Below are 17,506 nucleotides of genomic sequence, written 5' to 3'. Positions count from 1 at the left end.
CAAGGGCATCTTGGTAGCCATCAACCGGAACGCACATCTTGACCGAAGCCGCGCTTAAAACGAATAGCTACAAGATCAAGTCTGAAAACCTCACCGACTTTTTTACGGTCTGGCTCAAGAAGCACTATTTCGATAAAAACCTGTGGCGAAAGCTCTGGATTAGTTCTGCCATAATTATTGCTATTATGATGTTCGTCACAGTGCCCATTTTGACCACGATGACATCGGATTTAAATGACTATCCATGGCTTGGCCCAATAGTTATATTCTTTACCATCTTAATTACTTGCTTAGCTTGCCTGTTAATGACAGCAGCCTTTTTGTTTGTAGCTTCCCCACTCATCAACTACCTAACCCAATTGCTGATATTTGTGATCAGCCCGGTCTCAAGACGGGAAAATCAGGTAGAGATAACATCATCAAAATTATTCAAATCCTCCGGCAACAAAGACTCTGAAACAGATTGGGCGAAAATTTATGATGTATCAGAAACCCGCAAGACCATACTGCTTTTCTACAATAAAAACAGCGCCATCATAATTCCTAAAAGCGCCTTTGATTCCAGTGATGACGCGGACGTCTTTGCCAAAGCCTCGTCCAAGCACTGGTTACTAGCCAAAGACACTACGTTCTAACCACTCGGAAAAACTCCCACAATTCCCCTTGCATTCCGTGCAAGCCTTCTGTATCAGCACGATAACACATTAACACGCTGATACAGACATGCCCGCCCCCTCCGATGATGACATTCTCGTCCGCGCGATCTTAAGCCTTCAGACCGAAGCTGAGGTGAAGGCGTTCCTAGACGACCTGTGTACGCCGTCGGAACTGCGCGCCTTTGCCGAGCGGTTCAAGGTCGCGCGTCTGCTCGACGAAGGGCAGTCGTCATACCGCGAAATCTCCGAAAAGACCGGAGCGTCGACCACCACTGTTACCCGCGTGGCGCGTTTCCTGCGCGACATGCCTCATCAAGGTTACCGGCGTGTGCTGGACCGCCTCAAAGCCGATAAAGAGTAGAGCCTAATGTCTGAACCCCGCCTTCGCATTGCCGTCCAAAAGTCCGGCCGTCTGGCTGACCGTTCGCTGGAGCTGATTTCCGGTGCTGGCCTGCGCGTCATGAAGGGCGCCAATGAGTTGCTTTACCGGATCGAGAACCAGCCGATCGATCTGTTGCGCGTCCGTGACGACGATATCCCGACCTTTGTGGCCGATGGCGTGGCGGAACTGGGCATCGTCGGCTACAATGTTCTGGCCGAGCACTTCCCCGACGCCGACCTTGAAGCCATGATCGTGCAGCGCCTGGGCTTTGGGTCGTGTACGCTTAAAGTCGCCGTACCGAATGAGGCCGACTATACCGGCCCGCAGTGGCTGGATGGCAAGCGCATCGCCACATCCTATCCCAATGTGCTGGGGGCGTGGCTCAAAACCCACGGCATCACAGCCGAGATTGTTGAAATGCGCGGTGCCGTCGAAGTGGCCCCCCGCATGAAGATCGCCCACGCCATTTGCGATCTGGTCTCCACAGGTGCCACCTTAGAAGCCAATGGTATGAAGGCGACCGATCTGGTGCTGAAATCCGAAGCCGTACTGGTCAAGGCCCCCCATGCTCCGGCCCCTGAACTGGCCCACACCTACGACATGCTGCTGCGCCGTTTCGATGGTGTGACGGCTTCGACTGGCGCCAAGTACGTCATGATGAATGCGCCGCGTGAGCATCTGAGTGAGATCATCGAACTGATCCCCGGTGCCGATGCGCCGACGATCATGCAGTTGGCCGGCCGCGAAGACACGGTCGCCGTCCATGCGGTCTGTCAGGAAAATGTGTTCTGGGACACGCTGGATAAGCTGAAAACTGCGGGGGCGTCTGCGATACTGGTCCTGCCGATCGAGAAAATGATGAAGTAATTTGAGCAAGACACCCCACCACCAAAGCGCAAGAGCGCTTCGGTCCCCCTCCCCGACACGTCAGGGAGGTATAAGACATCATCTTGTACCTCCCCAGTTTACTGGGGAGGGGGACCGCACGAGACGCGAAGCGGCGAAATGTGGTGGTGGGGTTTCTGGCTTTCTTTAGGTAAAACGATGAAAACCTTTGTCTGGAAAAATCTGAACGCGGCTGAGCGCAAGGCCGCCCTCGCCCGCCCCGCCAACCGGCGTGATACGCGCGTGCTGGACACCGTGCGCACGATTTTTGATGATGTCGAAGCGCGTGGGTTTGCGGCCGTCAGCGACTGGGCCGTCAAGCTGGATGGCCATGCCCCTAAGCGGATCGACCTGACCGCCGCCACGGTTGATGCCGCCCGCGCCGCCCTTTCCCGCGAAGACCTTGCGGCCATGGAGCTTGCCGTCGAAAACGTGCGCGCCTTTCAGGGCGCCGAACTGCCGAGCGACGGCCCTATCATCGCCCCCAAGCCGGGCCTGAGCCTGCAACGGGTGTATCGCCCCATCACCACCGCCGGGCTCTATATTCCGGGCGGGCTAGCGCCGCTGTTTTCGACCCTGATCATGACCGCCGTGCCCGCTTTGGTGGCCAAAGTGCCTAACCGCGTGGCCATCACCCCGCCCGCCAAGGATGGCTCCCTGCACCCGATGATGATCGCCACTGCCGCGGCTTCCGGGCTTGATAGCCTGTGGAGCGTCGGTGGCGCGCACGGCATTGCGGCCCTTGCGACCGGCGCGCTTGAGGGCGTGCCTGCCGCTGATAAGCTGTTCGGGCCGGGCAACAAGTACGTGACCGAAGCCAAGCGTCAGGCGACCGAGCGCGTCTCCGGCATCGCCATCGACATGCCCGCCGGGCCTTCGGAACTGCTGGTCATTGCCGATAAAACCGCCAATGTGAAGCTGGTCGCCGCCGACCTGCTCAGTCAGGCCGAGCATGATTCCGACGCGCAAGTTGTGCTGGTGTCGCTTGATGCCGATATTGCCGCCGCCATTGCGGCTGAGGTCGAAGCCCAAGTATCACGTTTGCCGCGTGAAACCATTGCTCGCGCCTCGCTGGAACAGGCCCGCCTGTTTATCGTCGATGATCTTGCGGCGGCGGCGGAAGTGTCCAACCTTTACGGCCCCGAACACCTCGCCATTCAGGTCGCAGATGTTGACACGATTATCCCGAACCTAACTGCTGCGGGGACCATTTTTGCGGGCACCTATGCCGCTGAAACCTTTGGTGACTATGCAGCAGGCCCCAGCCACGTCCTGCCGACCGATGGCGCGGCCAAGGCCTATGACGGCATCACCGTGCGCTCGTACCTGACCAGTTTTGTGGTGCAACGCGCCACCAAGGCCGGTGCCGCCGCCATTGCGCCCGCTGCCGCCCGCCTCGCCCGTTTAGAAGGGCTCGAAGCCCATGCGCTGGCAGCGGATTTCAGGCTGGAGGTTTAAGGTGCTTAAAGCCCCCCTCCGTCTGACCTGCGGTCATCCACCTCCCCCGGCACGCCGGGGGAGTATAAAAATATACCTCCCCAGTTTACTGGGGAGGGGGACCGCGCGGGCAACCGCGTGGTGGTGGGGGCCCTTAAATGGACGCCTCCAAGTAAAGGAAAACTGATCTATGTTCGCGTCACCGTTTTCATCCCTGACCGCCGCCACGTCCGGTCTCGAAGGCTCCCCGCCGTCGCTGGAGCCCTTGCGCGAACGCATGGCCGAGCTTTATGGCGTTGAGCCCTATCAGCTTTTGGTGACGCGCGGCGCGTCGCATGCCATGGAAATCCTGCTGCGGCGCTTACGGCTGCATGGCCATGAAACCATCCTGGCCGACACGGGCTTAAGCGAAAAATCCTATTATCTGGAAAGCCTGTGCAATGTGTATGGGCTTCAGATCAAGTCGCCGCCGTCCAATGCGCTGGGGGCCAAAAGTGCGGGGCTTTACCTGATCGACAACCCGCGTTTGCCCGATGGCAAGGCGTGGAGCGCTGAGGCCGCACGGGCGCTGGCGGTTGATATTTTCCCGACGCTGTTGGTGGTCGATGAGAGCTATTTCGATGCGGTCGATGCCCAGAGTCTGACCGAACTGACGCGGACGGAGACCAATGTCATCGTCTTCAAAAGCCTGTCTTACCTTTACGGTATCGGCGGGGCGCGGGTCGGCGCCCTGATCGCCGGGGCTAAGACCCTGGCCGGCTTGACGCGGTACTGTGAGCCCTATCCGCTGCCGACGCCCTCGCTTAAGGCCGCCGAACTGGTGCTGTCGCCGTCGCGGCAGATCAATGTCGAAGCCCGTATTGCTCTGGTGCGGTCGGAACAATCGCGCCTGCGCCACAAACTGGCAGAGAGTAAGGCTTTGGCCCAGTTTGAATTGAACGATGGGCCGTTCATTCACTTAAAACCGATGGATCTGATCCGCACCCAGACCGCGCTGAAACGCTTTGGCATCAGTGCGCGTAACGCCTATGACGGGCTGTTGCTGCCGATGGGTGACGCAGCGTTCAATGACCGGATTCTGACGGCGCTGGGCGTGACCTCCGACGCCAAACCGACGCGCAAAGGCGAATTTTTGCGCGACACCAAGGAAACCCGCATTTCGGTCATGGTCGACCTCGATAACCCCAAGCCGATCAGCATATCCACCGGCGTGGGTTTCTTCGATCACATGCTGGATCAGGTCGCCTCCCACGGCGGGTTTTCGCTTCAGGTCGCCTGCGAAGGCGATCTGCATATCGACGCCCACCACACGGTCGAAGACACTATGTTGGCGGTCGGTGCGGCGTTGAAACAGGCGCTGGGCGACCGCATCGGCATGGCGCGCTTTGGCTTTGTTCTGCCGATGGATGAGACCGAAGCCAAGGTCAGCGTCGATCTGGGCGGGCGTCCGTTCTGTGTCTTTAAGGGCGAGTTCGAGGCCACCCACATCGGTGATTATCAGACCGAAATGACGGCCCATGCGTTCCGGTCTTTGTCGGAAACGCTTGGGGCCTCGATCCATGTCGAGGTTTCCGGCGGCAATGATCACCATAAGACTGAGGCCTGCTTCAAGGCGTTGGGCCGCGCCCTGCGCCAGGCCACGCGCATTGAGGGCGACAGTCTGCCGTCAACGAAAGGCATGCTCGCATGACCGCGCTCAAGGAGCGAAGCGTTAGCGCAAATAAGCAAGGTCACAGACCCTGCACCCATTAGTTTAGGACGTAGATATGACGGGCAATAGTGCCAATAAAATTGTTGTCGTTGAGTTAGGTTGCGCGAACACGGCGTCCGTCCTGTTTGCGCTGGAGCGGCTAGGAGCGGACGCCGTACTGTCATCTGATGCGGCTGAGATCGCCGCCGCGCCTAAGCTGGTCCTGCCCGGTGTCGGGGCTGCCGGTTTTGCCATGTCTCAGGCGCGCGCACTTGGGCTGGTTGAGGTTTTGCGCGGCTTTGAGCGCCCACTATTGGGAGTCTGCTTGGGCCAGCAATTGCTGTTTGAGACGTCCGACGAAGGTGATGTCGAATGTCTGGGGCTCATTCCGGGCAAGGTCACCAAAATGGTCGTCCCCGATGGCTATGTCGTGCCGCACATGGGCTGGAACACGCTGGAGCCGTTGAAAAGCGATCCGCTTAATGACGGCGTTACCGAGGGCGATTATGCCTATTTCGTCCATAGTTTTGTGTGCCCGGTCAATGACTATACCCTGACCCAATCGACCTATGGCGCGCCGTTTGCGGCGATGGTGCGCAAGGGTAACGTCTGGGGCTGCCAGTTCCACCCGGAACGGTCTTCGGCCACCGGTTCCAAGATTTTAGAGAATTTTCTGAAGCTATGACCTTAAGAACTCCCCCTGCGGGGCCGCCCGCGCGGTGCAGGGGGAGCTTGACCTTGATGTTCGCATCGAGGTCAAGAGGGGGTAAAACCCCGCCGCCTGATTACCCCCTCTGGCCTTAAGCTCGCGCTTAAAGCCAGCTCCCCCTGCAACAGGGGGAGTTCTTATGAGACAGAATTGATATGATCCTCTACCCCGCTATCGACCTGATCAATGGTGCCTGTGTCCGTCTGGCGCAAGGCAAGTTCGATCAGGTGACCCTGTACGATCCCGACCCGTTTAAGCGCCTTGGCCTCTTCAACGACGAGAATGCCCAGTGGGTGCATATCGTTGACCTTGATGGCGCTAAGGCCGGATCGCCGCAGCAGCACGAACTGATCGGACGGCTAGCCAAGGCCTCAAAAGCCAAGATTCAGACCGGCGGCGGCGTGCGCTCGCGCGAGCATGTGGCCACCTTGCTCGATGCCGGAGTCTCCGCCGTCGTGGTCGGATCAGCCGCGGTTAAAAACCCGGAAGAGGTGCGAGGCTGGCTGGCTGAGTTCGGCAAGGACCGCATTACATTGGCGCTGGACGTTTTGCCCACCAAAGATGGTGACTTTGACGCCGCCCTGCACGGCTGGGTCGAAGGCTCTGGCATATCGCTATGGGACGTGCTGGACTATTATCCAGTGGGTGTGGCGCAACGGATTCTGGTCACCGATGTGTCGCGCGACGGCATGTTGATGGGGCCGAACATGGATCTGATGCGCGCTTTGCGTCAGAAACGCCCGGACCTTGAGATTCAGGCCTCCGGCGGGGTGAAGTCCATTGATGACCTCTATGACCTCAAGGCGCTGGGGGTTCACGGCGCGATTGTGGGCAAGGCGATCTATGAGGGTCTGATCGATTTGAAAGCGGCGCTCAATGTGGGATAAAACACAATGTTAGCCAGACGCATCATCCCCTGTCTCGATGTCAAGGACGGCAAGGTCGTCAAGGGCGTGCAGTTCATCGGGCACGAAGTCCTGGGCGATGCCGTGGATATGGCCCTGCGCTACCGCGACGAAGGTGCCGATGAGTTGGTGCTGTACGACATCACCGCCTCAGCCGAAGGTCGCACAGTCGATTATAACTGGGTACGCGACATTGCCCGTGCGCTCGATATCCCGTTCTGTGTGGCGGGCGGTATCCGCTCGGCTGAACAGGCTGTCAAATGCCTGAACAATGGCGCGGACAAGGTGTCGATCAATTCCCCGGCGCTGGAGCGGCCCGACCTGATCAACGAACTGGCTGAAATGGCCGGATCGCAGTGCGTGGTCGTGGGGGTGGATAGCCGCGAGTTGGACGGCGACTATTACGTTCACCAGTATAGTGGTGACCCTGACAAAATCCGCGCGGCGGGCCGGCGCACGCTCGACTGGGTGGTCGAAGCCCAGACGCGCGGTGCCGGTGAAATCGTGCTCAACTGCATGAATCAGGACGGCGTGCGCAAGGGCTATGACCTAAAGCAGTTGCGTCTGGTGCGCGACCTGATCGATATTCCGCTGGTAGCGTCTGGTGGGGCCGGTGCGGTCGAACATTTTACTGATGTGTTCGATCAGTGTGATGTGTCGGGCGCTTTGGCGGCATCTGTGTTCCACAAAAAGATTATTCACATTCCCGACCTGAAACGCGACCTGCAAGCCGCAGGGATTGCTGTACGGATTTAAGAAAGACAATACCTTCATACCTCCCCAGTTTTACTGGGGAGGGGGACCGCACGAGATCGCGCAGCGATTGAGATGTGGTGGTGGGGGTTCTTAGCTTTTATTTTGTCGCAGTGTTTCGGCCAAAAACCGCATACACTTTTTGGCACATTGCTCTGGAAAAGACACATTATGTCCAAAGACCACAAACTGAACACCTCGCTCACCCTCACCGATATCGACGCGCTCGATTTCACCAAGGGCGACGGCTTGATCCCCGCGATCATACAACACGCCGATACGCTGCAAGTCCTTATGCTGGGCTATATGGACAAAGCCGCCCTGACCGAGACCCTGACGGACGGTCAGGTGACGTTCTTTTCGCGCTCCAAAGGCGGGCGCTGGCGCAAGGGCGAAACCTCCGGCGATTTCCTGAACCTTGACCGCATCCTGACCGACTGTGACGAAGACGCGCTGCTGGTCTATGCCCGTCCGGTCGGCCCGACCTGCCATTTCAAGACGACCTCATGCTTTGGCGATGAGACCGCCCCTGGCATCGGCTTTATGGGTCAGTTGGCCAGCGTCGTGGCTGAGCGCGCCAAGGCCCCGGTCGAGGAATCCTACACCGCCCGGCTGATGCAAAAGGGTGTCGCCAAGATCGCGCAAAAGGTCGGTGAAGAAGGTCTGGAAACCGCCCTGGCCGGTCGCTGCGGTGATCTTGATGAACTGCACGCCGAAGCCGCCGATCTGCTGTATCACCTGTCGGTATTGTTGATGGCGCGCGAAACCTCGCTGGAGAACGTGCTGGACATTCTGAGGCAACGGCACAAATAAAGCACCGGAGCCCCTTAACTCACCGGACAGCTAAACCACTGATACTCTACCGCCATAAGGTTACGTCCGCGTTTGGTCAGCACCCATCCCTTAGCCTCAGGTGGCGCGTTTGGCATTTGCGAGCAGCCGGGCAAGATGATTGAGCGGGCATTATAGCTTGATTTGCGGTCGGCTTCGTACCGGTGCCCCTCATAAAACTTAACCTTGACCATGTCATAGCTGACCGGCCCGCCCCGATATAAATAGTCCCGATCTTGGGCCCGATCTTGAGCCGGGCGGTTCAGCACCACAACATCCAGCGCCTGATGGTTATTGGCCTCCATATAGGCGATAACGTCATCAAAGCAGATGTTGGATAGCATCTTCGACTCCGCCGGACAGTCGGGCTTAAACTGCGCCACAGGGCGTTCATCGCCATATGCTTCATAGGTCGCAAACGGCGACGGGGCGGGCGGTGCGCCGCACTGGGCCAGCACTTCTTCCTGAAGATATAACTCACCCTCATGGCGTACCACGCGGTAGGTCGTGTCCTTTATGGGCGTGCAGCCTGGAATGGCTTCAAGATTTGAGTGCGCGAACCAGCGATCATCGGCTTCGAGTTTTTGCTTTGGACCCTTGCCTTTGCGTTTCAGAACCCACTGGTCGATGTCCTTATCGGTCAGGGCGGCCCCCTCTTCGACCCGGCGTTCAGACGCGATCAGATCCAGTTCCTTAAGCTCTGCATTGCCCGCAAAAGCCGCCACCGCCGCCGGGGCACAGTAATCGCCATCAACGCGCTGATCCTTGGGGCAGTCGCCATCCTTGATGGCAAGATACCGCCGCTCACCCTTCAGGAAACGCTTTTCCGTTGTGACCCACAACGGCCCGCTCAGGTTCGGGGCCTGCCCTACCGCCGGCTCCTGAGCCGGAAGCGAGGCCCCCTGCGCCATATAGCCGCCGTAAGTGCGTTTGGGGGCGCCGCCGCACACCACCGTCAGCATTTCCTGCGCGACTGAGACGGTGCCGCGCCGGTCCATGCGATAAAACACGTCTTCCTCCGGCAGGCTGAAACAGTCCTGGGGCGCGCGCACGGCTGAGGTCTGGAGGTCGATCTTGGCGACATTGAACTTCGCGCCCTGCTTGGTAACATCGAACAGGGCAAAATCGTAACCATAGGTGCCGCGCATGATCTCACCGTCCAGCGCCGGACGAAACAGCCCGACCACCGTGGCGGAGGCTTCTCCGGTTTGGCGCAGACGGGCAAACACCGGATCGAAGCACGGAGCCGAGACCCACGGCTTGCCCTCAATGGAACACTCGGCGGAGGGTTGCGCGACAAGACGTGCAGCACCCAGAACCATTTTGATCTGACCATATTGGGGGGGGCTGACCAGACGGGCATTGCCGTAGGGCTGGGCCAGGGCCGTACCCGAAATAGCCATGAATACGACCACAAGACCTGTGGCAATCTTAACCGTACGCTTCACCCTGTACCCCCACCGCTTTCACACGCATTATGCCAAACAGCATAGGGGACGCAATACGGCGCTGTCTATACGGAACTATCGGCCCTTAGAGGCGGTCTTGAGGATCTTGGTGATGCGCTTGGACGACGGCCGCCCGCCCCAGCCCTGCGTGTGGTCAAGCCGCAGGACCAGCGTGTTGCGTTCCATATAGACACCCGGCGGGCGGCCTTCGATCAGGCGAACCTCACGGATGGGTTCCAGAATTTTGCGGCCATTATTTTGGTTGGCGACATCGACTATGGCATCCGCCGTCACCCGCGCCGCATCGGCAAACAGGTAATCCGCGCCCGGTGTCTGAATATCGGCATCAAACGGCAGAAGGCGCGATACGGCGGCAGAGGCTTTTTTCGAGGCTCTGGCCAGTTGCTGGAACAACAGGCCCGGCGTCATACGACCTGCCTTGATGGCGTCAGCCTTGCCACTGACCGCGACCGGATCGCCAGTCGGGCGTGTGCGGCTGAACAGGGTCAGCCCGCCAAGCCGCGAAGACCGGAGAATGGGTTCGCCGACATCGTTCTTGAATATCACATCGCCGCGCGGCCCCGGTGACGGCGTGAGCGCCCAGACTTCGGCATCGCCATCAAAGCGAATGAACGGCTGGTCCTGCGTGTGATCAAGCACAAAACCTTCGCCGTCTTCGGACATAAAATGGGCGACATCGGGCATGGAGTTGCCGCGGCTATCAGAGGTCGATGGCCCCAGCATGGCGTCACGCAGGTTATTTTGTGCGTTCGCCGTTCCCAAGCCCAACCCTGTCAGGGTCATCACCCCAATCAGGAGGCTTAAGGCAACCGGCAATCTGAACTGACGCGTGGAAAATCTCATAGGACAAGGGTGTAAGCAGTGAGTGGGGCGGATTTAAGACGAGCATTTCAAAAAAATTGGGCAAAGCCAAGGCGGCTTTGCCCAATTTCAGCAATATTAACAACATACTGCGGATATATTATAACACATTGCCCTTACAGCATATGTTGGCCGCCATTGACCGCAATGGTCGCCCCCGTAATGAAGCTGGCCATATCCGACGCCAGAAACGCGCAGATTTCAGCCACTTCTTCGGGCGTGCCCAGACGACCGACCGGAATACCGGCGACGATTTTTTCAAGCACCGCCGGATTGATGGCCGACACCATCTCGGTCGAGGTATAGCCGGGCGCCACGCAGTTAACGGTGATACCCTTGGCAGCCGATTCCATCGCCAGAGCCTTGGTGAAGCCGATCATCCCAGCCTTGGCGGCGGAATAGTTAGTCTGCCCCGCCTGCCCCTTTTGGCCGTTAATCGATGAGATATTGATGATGCGGCCATAATTACGCTCTCTCATGCCTTCGATCACCTGACGGGTCATGTTGAAGACCGAGTCCATATTGGTGTGGATGACTTCCTGCCACTGATCCTGCGTCATCTTATGGAAGAAGCCGTCGCGGGTGATACCGGCATTGTTGACCAGCACGTCGATGGGGCCAAGCGCGTCGGTGACCTCCTTGGCGGCGCGCGCGCAGTCCTCGAACTTATCGACGCTGCCCTTGACGACCATGACGCCTAGCTCTTCGGCGACCTTGCGGGCATTTTCTTCGTTACCGGCATAACCGGCGGCGACCGTCAGACCTGCGTCCTTAAGACGTTTTACGATGGCCTTACCGATACCGCGCGTGCCGCCGGTGACCAATGCTACTCGTGTCATATTATCCTGTTCCTATATTTTTTAATTAAATCAGATTCTTAAACTATTGACTCAACGGTCATGGCAACCCCCATCCCGCCGCCAATGCACAGCGTCGCGAGACCTTTGAGCGGCTTGCCCTGCTCGGCAGTGCGGCGCTTAAGTTCAAACAGAAGCGTGGTCAGAATACGCGCGCCGGACGCCCCGATCGGGTGGCCGATAGCAATTGCGCCGCCGTTGACATTGACCTTAGCGGTATCAAGCCCCAGTTCCTTAACCACGCACAAAGCCTGCGCCGCAAAGGCTTCGTTGGATTCGACCAGATCAAGGTCGGCCACGCTCCAGCCCGCTTTTGCCAGCGCCTTTTTCGAGGCCGGGATCGGGCCGGTACCCATGATCGCCGGATCGACACCGGCATTGGCCCACGACACGATCTTCGCCAGCGGCTTAAGCCCGCGCTTGGCGGCCTCATCCGCCGACATCAGCACCAGCGCGGCCGCCCCGTCATTGAGGCCCGACGCATTGGCAGCCGTGACCGAACCTTCTTTATTGAAGGCAGGTTTCAGACCCGAAATGCTGTCCAGCACCACGCCGTGACGGATAAATTCGTCCTTATCGACGACCGTGTCGCCTTTGCGGCCCTTAATGGTTACGGGCAAGATTTCTTCATCGAACTTACCGGCTTTCTGAGCGGCCTCGGCCTTGTTCTGCGACGACACCGCAAACTCATCCTGCGCGCCGCGGCTGATGCCCCACTTGGCGGCAATGTTCTCCGCCGTCTGACCCATGTGATAGCCGTTGAACGAATCCCACAGACCGTCGGTGATCATGGTGTCTTTCAAACCAAGATCGCCCATTTTCTGGCCCGTGCGGATTTGCGCGGCATGAACCGCCAGCGACATGCTTTCCTGACCACCCGCCACAACTATTGCCGAATCACCGAGCGCAATTTGCTGCGCCCCCAAAGCCACCGCCCGCAAGCCGGAGCCACAGATCTGATTGAGGCTCCAGGCCGGGGTTTCAATCGGCAAACCGGCCTTGATGGAGGCCTGACGGGCCGGGCCCTGCCCTTGGGCGGCCTGTAACACCTGCCCCATTATCACTTCATCGACATCGGCGGCGGCAATGCCGGCGCGCTCGATCACGCCCTTGATGGCCAAGGCCCCCAATTCCGCGCCCGACAGGCTGGACAATCCGCCTAAGAATGAGCCCACCGGCGTGCGGGCAGCGGCAACAATAACGACATCTGACACGGTTTTGGCAGACATGCGGGCAAATCCTTTCACATTGTTTCCGCTCATAGATTTCACATCTTTGTGTAACGGAATTTAGACAGTAATGGCATGAGCCGTAAGCCGGAATAAGCCTGCGGCGGACGTCGCCGACCCTGCAACATCCCGCAACATTCGTCACCTGATTTTGCGTGAAAAAGCCCTGTTATTACGGAATATTTACAACCTGTGAGCAAATTTTATGTGCAGTTTTGCAACTGCGAACATCATTTTTATCAGTGAATATAAGATTTTGCCGCATTTTATGTCCGGTTGCGCGCAACTGCATCCAAAATGCTTTACGCAACAGCAAAAAAAGGTCTAGTCTGCTCACAATAACCACACCTTATGCAGGCGGTAGCGCCTCGATTAAGGGCATGAACGGGAGATACGTCTGATGACGGAAGGAAAGACCAAAACCAAACGCGGCGAAGGCGATAAGGTGGTCATAAAAAAATATGCCAACCGCCGCCTCTATAATACGGCCACCAGTTCCTATGTGACCCTCGACAATCTTTCCGACATGGTGCGTCAAAACGTCGATTTCATCGTCTATGATGCTAAATCCGGCGATGATATCACCCGCGGCGTTCTGGCTCAGATCATCTTCGAGGAAGAAAGCCACGGCCAAAGCCTGCTGCCGATACAATTCCTGCGCCAACTTATCTCCTTTTATGGCGACAGCATGCAAAACCTGCTGCCGACCTATCTTGAGATGTCGCTTGATGGCTTTGCCAAGCAGCAGGAGCGTTTTCGTTCGCAGTTTTCTCAGGCTTTCGGCGGGGCGCCGGGTCTGGGGTATTTTGATGAGCAGGTGTCCCAGAACCTAGCCATGTTTGATCGGGCTATGCGTATGTTCTCGCCGTTCTCGTTTGCGGCCACGGCGGCAGGCGCACCGGCTTCGGCAGAGGCCCCTTCGGAGGGTTCTGAGGCTAAGCCCACCGCCGACAGCCATGAAATGGACGACCTGAAAAAACAACTGGCCGCCATGAAGGCGCAGATTGATGCGCTGGCCACTAAAAGTTAATTTTCAGGCTTAACCGCCATCCACGGATTTGAAAGGGCTCCGCACAGTTATCTGTGCCGGGGCCCTTTTTCATGTGTCCAGCAGGGTTTAATAAAGTCGGCACCATTATCAGCTATTGTGCATACCAACAGAATGTTGAGACCGCCCCCACGAGACCGCCCATGACCACTTCCCGCGAGACATCCAATCTGCCCGTACCTGTCGGGCCGGTGATTGATCATGATACAGGCCCCAAGCCCCGTAAGCGTATAGGCGCGAAGGCACAGCCGGGCTTTACGGCACAAATCCTAGGGGGCGGTGAAAAACGCGGCCTGAGAGGCGGGGCTGAGACTTTAGCGCAGGCAAAAACAACCTATCTTAAGTCAGAATATTCCGGCCGGAATGACCGTAGACCTCAGGCCGGCATCATCAAAAAGACCGAAATATAAGGCTTTCAGGGTTAATCGCGCTTAACCACGTCCGGCACGCAAATTGCAAAGCCTTTCCGCAAACGAGCGGAGACGATACTGTGCAGGCCCTTTACCCCATACTGACCAAGACTTTTGACGTACTGATCGTCGCGACCATATTCACGATATTTGGGTAATCAAAGTCTGATTAGAGTTAGAACTCAAAGTCACGCCGTGCCGAGATGGTCGTGACAATAAAGCCTGCCAGCACATCCAGCAGCGTCATGGCCGTCAGCATGAAAAACACTGACGTCGCAAACGGCTTAAGCAGCAGAAACTGCACCAGACAGACGATAAACAGTACCATCGACAAAGCATGGTTGATGATCGCCACCTTGTCCGATGAGGTCGATTTCAGCAGTTCGAAAAACAGCATGATCAAGCCGATCAAGGTAATGACATCGCCTACCCCGACCTTCCAGGTCGAACCGGGCGCTGGCATCGGCACGCTAAACCATACCCCGTGCAGGTAGTTATAGGCCGCATCGGCCGAACCACCAAACATCGAAAAAAAGGCGATCAGATTGTAGGCAACAACCGGGATAACAAGTAAAGGAAACGCGGTCCACATACTGGGCTGGCTGGGCGTCGGCGCACCGGACATACGTTTTCCTCCTGAAGCAACGGCTGACATGGTTAATATCGGTTTTTCACCAGGCTGACCAGACATTGCGCCCCTCGCGTCAATTTTATAGTTCAGTTGTGCTTCCCGGATGACGGTAACGCCGGTTTAGCCACATGACACCCGGAAGATCGGATAAGGCAACCCATAATCTGCCGATATTGGTATATTTAGAATGACCTGTGGTTCTCAGGCGATCCTCAACCCGCTCAAAAAGGGTTTTATACCCCTCACGGTTGACCAGGGCCGGGATATAGCGGTGCATATTATCGAAATAGGGTAAGCGCAGGAAGACATCGCGGCGGATAGCCTTAATGCCGCAGCCGGTATCTTCGGCCCCGTCATTCAACATGCGCTTACGGATACTATTGGCCCAGCGTGAGGCCCATTTTTTCGAGGCCGTATCCTGACGTCGCTTACGCTCACCGGCCACCAGTCCGACCTCCGGGCCGGCATTCAGCAGTTTCAGCGCCGTCCGCAAAACATCCGCCGCCGGATTTTGGCCGTCACCGTCCATCATAGCAATGATGTTGGTGCGGGCACTTATGATACCGGTGCGCACGCCACCCGATTTGCCGACATTCTTTTCGTGCAATACAACCCGCAGATTAGGCACGGTTTTTTGCAGTTCGCGTAGTTGGGCCACCGTACCGTCCGATGACTTATCGTCGACGAAAATCAGCTCAAAGCCATCGGCCCCAAGGCCGTCATCGAATACCGACTTCAGCTCTCTTACCACATCGGCGACCGCGCCCTCTTCATTCTGGACGGCCACGACGACGGAAACGGCTAAAGGCATAAGGACTCTTTCGGATCGCTGCGCGCCTTAATTGCTGACCGTTAAACCACGGCACGGCCCGCGACAGGGCCAGATTAAGGCTTTGATTCTGGTGCTTAACATTTTAAGCTTATTCGGTAAATAGTGGCAACCTTAGCGAATCGTGTCCTTTTTCGCTGGATTTTCTGTGCGTCTACAATAGTTTGCCGCCCATATTTTTGATCTGCCGCGAGTGTTTTCATGTCGTCCAAACTCATTGCTGCCGCAACCCAAGGCTTGCGCGGGCCGCTTCTGGCAGCGCTGGTGGCGTTTCTGGTCGGCCTGCCGTGCGCCCTGATCATTCCGCCGCTGGATCGCGACGAATCGCGCTTTGTGCAGGCGTCGAGCCAGATGCTGGAAAGCCGCGACTTCATCAACATCAACTATCAGGACGGCCCGCGCCATAAAAAACCGGTTGGTATCCATTGGCTGCAAGCCGCCAGCGTGTCTTTAACGTCGGAAGTTGGGGCGCGTGAGATTCTGGCCTATCGCTGGCCATCCCTGCTGGGGGCGGCCCTTGCGGCGTTTTCATTGGCCTGGGGTGGCGGCGCCTTATTCGATAACCGGCGCGGCCTGAAAGCCGGGCTGATCCTCGGTATTTCCCTGCTGCTGTCGACCGAGGCCTTTATCGCCAAGACGGATGCCGTCCTGTGCGGATTTGTGACCCTGTTTATGGCGGCGCTGGCGCAGATCTATGTCGCGTACCGTAACCGCCCGGTCGACGCCGATCCGAAGGCGCGTCTTAAGCTTGGTCACCTGCGTCTGACCTTCTGGCTGGCCTTTGCCGCATCCATTCTTATCAAGGGCCCGATCGGGCCAATGATCTTTCTGGCTACAGCGTTCACCCTGATCGCGTGGGACAAGCAGGCCGCCAAAGGCGATATGTCTAAGGGCAATATGGACTGGTTCCGCCATCTGGGCTGGAGTTGGGGGATCGCCCTCACCGTCCTCATGGTCGGGCCGTGGGCCATTGCCATCACTATTGCAACCGACGGCGCCTTTTGGGGCACGGCCATCGGTGATGATCTGGCGCCCAAGCTGGTCAGCGGCTCTGAGGGCCATTTCGCCTGGCCCGGCACGCATACGCTGATGCTGCCGCTGATGTTTTTCCCAGGTACGTTTCTGCTGGGCGGGGCCTTGCAGGCGGCGATCTCGCGCCGTATCGAGCCCGCCATCCGCTTTGCGATCTGCTGGTTCCTGCCCGCGTTTATTATCTTTGAAATCTCCCCCACCAAGCTGATCCATTACCCTTTGCCGGCCTATGGCGGGCTGGCCCTGCTGGCGGCGGTGTCAATCGGCATGGTGCATAAGCGCTGGGCCAAGATCATGAATATGGTGCTGGGGCTGTTTGCCGGTGTGGTCATCTCATGGATAGCCATTACCGCCCTGACCGAATTTGGCACCGGTGCGCATCCGACGGTGGCGCTCACGGCGGTGACCCTGACGGTGGCCTCGGCCCTGCTGATTGCGGCACTTGGCGGGTTCTTCCTGTGGAAAAATCACAAGGCCGCGGGGCTGTTGTGCCTGTTCTTAGGCGGGGTCGGCGGGCATCTGGGACTGATTACGCTGGCGTCTCAGCTCAAACCGCTGTGGATGTCGGTTAATCTCGAAAACACGCTGATCGAGACACGCACCGACCCGCGTCTGGGTCTGATCCCCGGCCCGGTGGCGACGCTGGGTTACGCTGAACCGAGTTTTGTGTTCGCCATGGGCACCAAAACTGCCCTGCTCGATAATGCCCAGCAGGCGGTGACCGTCGTCGAACAGGGCCGCCCGATCTTTGTCGAGGCCGAGCACCTGAAAGCGTTTGAGGCGGAAATGGCGAAAAATAACCTGAAAGTACGCGCTATCACCACCGTACATGGCCACAACTATTCCAACGGCAATGAGGTCGCGATCACCCTGTTCCGTAAGCAGTAATTAC

The 17,506-nt window shown here is 57.8% G+C and carries 18 protein-coding genes; 12 read left to right on the top strand and 6 right to left on the bottom strand.

Annotated elements, in window-relative coordinates; all coding sequences use genetic code 11:
• Positions 1 to 38 precede the first annotated feature (38 nt).
• The 9 genes from IE102_RS07435 to hisIE all read left to right on the top strand — a co-directional run bounded on the left by IE102_RS07435 (position 39) and on the right by hisIE (position 8,230).
• On the top strand, positions 39 to 635 hold the full coding sequence (locus IE102_RS07435; RefSeq protein ID WP_189485759.1) for a YcxB family protein: 597 nt from the start codon (positions 39 to 41) through the stop codon (positions 633 to 635).
• Positions 636 to 723: 88 nt separating this feature from the next.
• A complete protein-coding gene (locus IE102_RS07430) occupies positions 724 to 1,017 on the top strand; it encodes a YerC/YecD family TrpR-related protein (RefSeq protein ID WP_189485758.1) in 294 nt (97 codons plus the stop codon).
• Between the two features lie 6 nt (positions 1,018 to 1,023).
• Positions 1,024 to 1,905, top strand: a complete 882-nt coding sequence (gene hisG / locus IE102_RS07425; protein ID WP_189485757.1) for an ATP phosphoribosyltransferase — start codon at positions 1,024 to 1,026, stop codon at positions 1,903 to 1,905.
• A 177-nt stretch (positions 1,906 to 2,082) separates the two neighbouring features.
• Positions 2,083 to 3,381 carry a histidinol dehydrogenase gene (hisD, locus tag IE102_RS07420; protein WP_189485756.1) on the top strand — a complete coding sequence of 433 codons (1,299 nt, stop codon included), beginning with the start codon at positions 2,083 to 2,085 and terminating at the stop codon, positions 3,379 to 3,381.
• A gap of 169 nt (positions 3,382 to 3,550) precedes the next feature.
• Positions 3,551 to 5,050 carry an imidazoleglycerol-phosphate dehydratase HisB gene (gene hisB, locus IE102_RS07415; protein ID WP_189485755.1) on the top strand — a complete coding sequence of 500 codons (1,500 nt, stop codon included), beginning with the start codon at positions 3,551 to 3,553 and terminating at the stop codon, positions 5,048 to 5,050.
• Between the two features lie 76 nt (positions 5,051 to 5,126).
• Complete coding sequence (gene hisH / locus IE102_RS07410) at positions 5,127 to 5,735, top strand: imidazole glycerol phosphate synthase subunit HisH (protein ID WP_189485754.1); 609 nt, start codon at positions 5,127 to 5,129, stop codon at positions 5,733 to 5,735.
• A 179-nt stretch (positions 5,736 to 5,914) separates the two neighbouring features.
• Positions 5,915 to 6,646 (top strand): 1-(5-phosphoribosyl)-5-[(5-phosphoribosylamino)methylideneamino]imidazole-4-carboxamide isomerase, encoded by a 732-nt coding sequence (hisA, locus tag IE102_RS07405; protein ID WP_189485753.1) that lies wholly within the window; start codon positions 5,915 to 5,917, stop codon positions 6,644 to 6,646.
• Positions 6,647 to 6,652: 6 nt separating this feature from the next.
• Positions 6,653 to 7,420, top strand: a complete 768-nt coding sequence (gene hisF / locus IE102_RS07400; RefSeq protein ID WP_189485752.1) for an imidazole glycerol phosphate synthase subunit HisF — start codon at positions 6,653 to 6,655, stop codon at positions 7,418 to 7,420.
• Between the two features lie 168 nt (positions 7,421 to 7,588).
• Positions 7,589 to 8,230 (top strand): bifunctional phosphoribosyl-AMP cyclohydrolase/phosphoribosyl-ATP diphosphatase HisIE, encoded by a 642-nt coding sequence (hisIE, locus tag IE102_RS07395; RefSeq protein WP_189485751.1) that lies wholly within the window; start codon positions 7,589 to 7,591, stop codon positions 8,228 to 8,230.
• 14 nt (positions 8,231 to 8,244) lie between these two features.
• On the opposite strand, the gene IE102_RS07390 is transcribed toward hisIE, so the two are convergent.
• The 4 genes from IE102_RS07390 to IE102_RS07375 all read right to left on the bottom strand — a co-directional run bounded on the left by IE102_RS07390 (position 8,245) and on the right by IE102_RS07375 (position 12,649).
• Positions 8,245 to 9,696 (bottom strand): hypothetical protein, encoded by a 1,452-nt coding sequence (locus IE102_RS07390; RefSeq protein ID WP_189485750.1) that lies wholly within the window; start codon positions 9,694 to 9,696, stop codon positions 8,245 to 8,247.
• 75 nt (positions 9,697 to 9,771) lie between these two features.
• Entirely contained in the window at positions 9,772 to 10,560 is a 789-nt protein-coding gene (locus IE102_RS07385) for a DUF4908 domain-containing protein (RefSeq protein WP_229807609.1), read from the bottom strand.
• Between the two features lie 134 nt (positions 10,561 to 10,694).
• Entirely contained in the window at positions 10,695 to 11,417 is a 723-nt protein-coding gene (gene phbB, locus IE102_RS07380) for an acetoacetyl-CoA reductase (RefSeq protein ID WP_189485749.1), read from the bottom strand.
• 38 nt (positions 11,418 to 11,455) lie between these two features.
• Positions 11,456 to 12,649 (bottom strand): acetyl-CoA C-acetyltransferase, encoded by a 1,194-nt coding sequence (locus tag IE102_RS07375; RefSeq protein WP_189486050.1) that lies wholly within the window; start codon positions 12,647 to 12,649, stop codon positions 11,456 to 11,458.
• Positions 12,650 to 13,064: 415 nt separating this feature from the next.
• On the opposite strand from IE102_RS07375, the gene phaR reads away from it, so the two are divergent.
• Together phaR and IE102_RS07365 are read left to right on the top strand one after the other, a co-directional pair.
• Entirely contained in the window at positions 13,065 to 13,694 is a 630-nt protein-coding gene (phaR, locus tag IE102_RS07370; protein ID WP_189485748.1) for a polyhydroxyalkanoate synthesis repressor PhaR, read from the top strand.
• A 161-nt stretch (positions 13,695 to 13,855) separates the two neighbouring features.
• The gene (locus tag IE102_RS07365; protein ID WP_189485747.1) at positions 13,856 to 14,122 is read left to right on the top strand and encodes a hypothetical protein; all 267 of its coding nucleotides are present in this window, start codon (positions 13,856 to 13,858) and stop codon (positions 14,120 to 14,122) included.
• Positions 14,123 to 14,297: 175 nt separating this feature from the next.
• Here IE102_RS07365 and IE102_RS07360 read toward each other — a convergent pair whose 3' ends face one another.
• Together IE102_RS07360 and IE102_RS07355 are read right to left on the bottom strand one after the other, a co-directional pair.
• Complete coding sequence (locus tag IE102_RS07360; RefSeq protein ID WP_229807608.1) at positions 14,298 to 14,747, bottom strand: hypothetical protein; 450 nt, start codon at positions 14,745 to 14,747, stop codon at positions 14,298 to 14,300.
• Between the two features lie 85 nt (positions 14,748 to 14,832).
• Positions 14,833 to 15,564 (bottom strand): glycosyltransferase family 2 protein, encoded by a 732-nt coding sequence (locus tag IE102_RS07355; RefSeq protein ID WP_189485746.1) that lies wholly within the window; start codon positions 15,562 to 15,564, stop codon positions 14,833 to 14,835.
• Positions 15,565 to 15,783: 219 nt separating this feature from the next.
• Here IE102_RS07355 and IE102_RS07350 point away from each other — a divergent pair, with 219 nt between their 5' ends.
• Positions 15,784 to 17,502: an ArnT family glycosyltransferase gene (locus tag IE102_RS07350; RefSeq protein WP_189485745.1), complete on the top strand. Its 1,719-nt coding sequence runs from the start codon at positions 15,784 to 15,786 to the stop codon at positions 17,500 to 17,502.
• Positions 17,503 to 17,506 lie beyond the last annotated feature (4 nt).

The organism is Asticcacaulis endophyticus (genome assembly GCF_014652575.1).
Classification (GTDB): Bacteria; Pseudomonadota; Alphaproteobacteria; order Caulobacterales; family Caulobacteraceae; genus Asticcacaulis; species Asticcacaulis endophyticus.
This window is presented reverse-complemented; position numbering and strand designations above follow the sequence as displayed.

Bases quoted from the DNA above. Each gene is read 5' to 3' on its own strand.
- IE102_RS07430 (WP_189485758.1), top strand. From the start codon at position 724: ATGCCCGCCCCCTCCGATGATGACATTCTCGTCCGCGCGATCTTAAGC.
- hisG (WP_189485757.1), top strand. From the start codon at position 1,024: ATGTCTGAACCCCGCCTTCGCATTGCCGTCCAAAAGTCCGGCCGTCTG.
- hisD (WP_189485756.1), top strand. From the start codon at position 2,083: ATGAAAACCTTTGTCTGGAAAAATCTGAACGCGGCTGAGCGCAAGGCC.
- hisB (WP_189485755.1), top strand. From the start codon at position 3,551: ATGTTCGCGTCACCGTTTTCATCCCTGACCGCCGCCACGTCCGGTCTC.
- hisH (WP_189485754.1), top strand. From the start codon at position 5,127: ATGACGGGCAATAGTGCCAATAAAATTGTTGTCGTTGAGTTAGGTTGC.
- hisA (WP_189485753.1), top strand. From the start codon at position 5,915: ATGATCCTCTACCCCGCTATCGACCTGATCAATGGTGCCTGTGTCCGT.
- hisF (WP_189485752.1), top strand. From the start codon at position 6,653: ATGTTAGCCAGACGCATCATCCCCTGTCTCGATGTCAAGGACGGCAAG.
- hisIE (WP_189485751.1), top strand. From the start codon at position 7,589: ATGTCCAAAGACCACAAACTGAACACCTCGCTCACCCTCACCGATATC.
- IE102_RS07385 (WP_229807609.1), bottom strand. From the start codon at position 10,560: ATGAGATTTTCCACGCGTCAGTTCAGATTGCCGGTTGCCTTAAGCCTC.
- phbB (WP_189485749.1), bottom strand. From the start codon at position 11,417: ATGACACGAGTAGCATTGGTCACCGGCGGCACGCGCGGTATCGGTAAG.
- phaR (WP_189485748.1), top strand. From the start codon at position 13,065: ATGACGGAAGGAAAGACCAAAACCAAACGCGGCGAAGGCGATAAGGTG.
- IE102_RS07365 (WP_189485747.1), top strand. From the start codon at position 13,856: ATGACCACTTCCCGCGAGACATCCAATCTGCCCGTACCTGTCGGGCCG.
- IE102_RS07360 (WP_229807608.1), bottom strand. From the start codon at position 14,747: ATGTCCGGTGCGCCGACGCCCAGCCAGCCCAGTATGTGGACCGCGTTT.
- IE102_RS07355 (WP_189485746.1), bottom strand. From the start codon at position 15,564: ATGCCTTTAGCCGTTTCCGTCGTCGTGGCCGTCCAGAATGAAGAGGGC.
- IE102_RS07350 (WP_189485745.1), top strand. From the start codon at position 15,784: ATGTCGTCCAAACTCATTGCTGCCGCAACCCAAGGCTTGCGCGGGCCG.